Annotated in this window: 1 rRNA gene; it reads left to right on the top strand. The window is 57.7% G+C overall.

Going from position 1 to position 856, the window contains the following annotated elements:
- Window positions 1-856: ribosomal RNA gene (locus LE181_RS31310) — 23S ribosomal RNA — on the top strand; the annotation flags it as partial.

The following is an 856-nucleotide window of genomic DNA, read 5'->3' on the forward strand; positions in this document are numbered from 1 at the left end:
CCAGTACATACCCCCAACGGGGACTGGGATGGGTAGGGGAGCGTCGTGTGCCGGGTGAAGCAGCCGCGGAAGCGAGTTGTGGACGGTTCACGAGTGAGAATGCAGGCATGAGTAGCGATACACACGTGGGAAACGTGTGCGCCGATTGACTAAGGGTTCCTGGGTCAAGCTGATCTGCCCAGGGTAAGTCGGGACCTAAGGCGAGGCCGACAGGCGTAGTCGATGGACAACCGGTTGATATTCCGGTACCCGCTTTGAAACGCCCAATATCGAATCAGGCGATGCTAAGTCCGTGAAGCCGTCCTGGATCCTTCGGGTGAAGGGGAGTGGTGGAGCCGACGACCCAGACTTGTAGTAGGTAAGCGATGGGGTGACGCAGGAAGGTAGTCCAGCCCGGGCGGTGGTAGTCCCGGGGTAAGGGTGTAGGGCGTTGTGTAGGCAAATCCGCACAACATGCAGCCTGAGACCTGATGCCGAGCCGATTGTGGTGAAGTGGATGATCCTATGCTGTCGAGAAAAGCCTCTAGCGAGTTTCATGGCGGCCCGTACCCTAAACCGACTCAGGTGGTCAGGTAGAGAATACCGAGGCGTTCGGGTGAACTATGGTTAAGGAACTCGGCAAAATGCCCCCGTAACTTCGGGAGAAGGGGGGCCATGTCTGGTGATGAGTCTTGCACTCTGAGCTGGGTGTGGCCGCAGAGACCAGCGAGAAGCGACTGTTTACTAAAAACACAGGTCCGTGCGAAGCCGTAAGGCGATGTATACGGACTGACGCCTGCCCGGTGCTGGAACGTTAAGGGGACCGGTTAGCTCCATTTCGGTGGGGCGAAGCTGAGAACTTAAGCGCCAGTAAACG

The organism is Streptomyces sichuanensis (assembly GCF_020328095.1).
Lineage (GTDB): Bacteria > Actinomycetota > Actinomycetes > Streptomycetales > Streptomycetaceae > Streptomyces > Streptomyces cinnamoneus.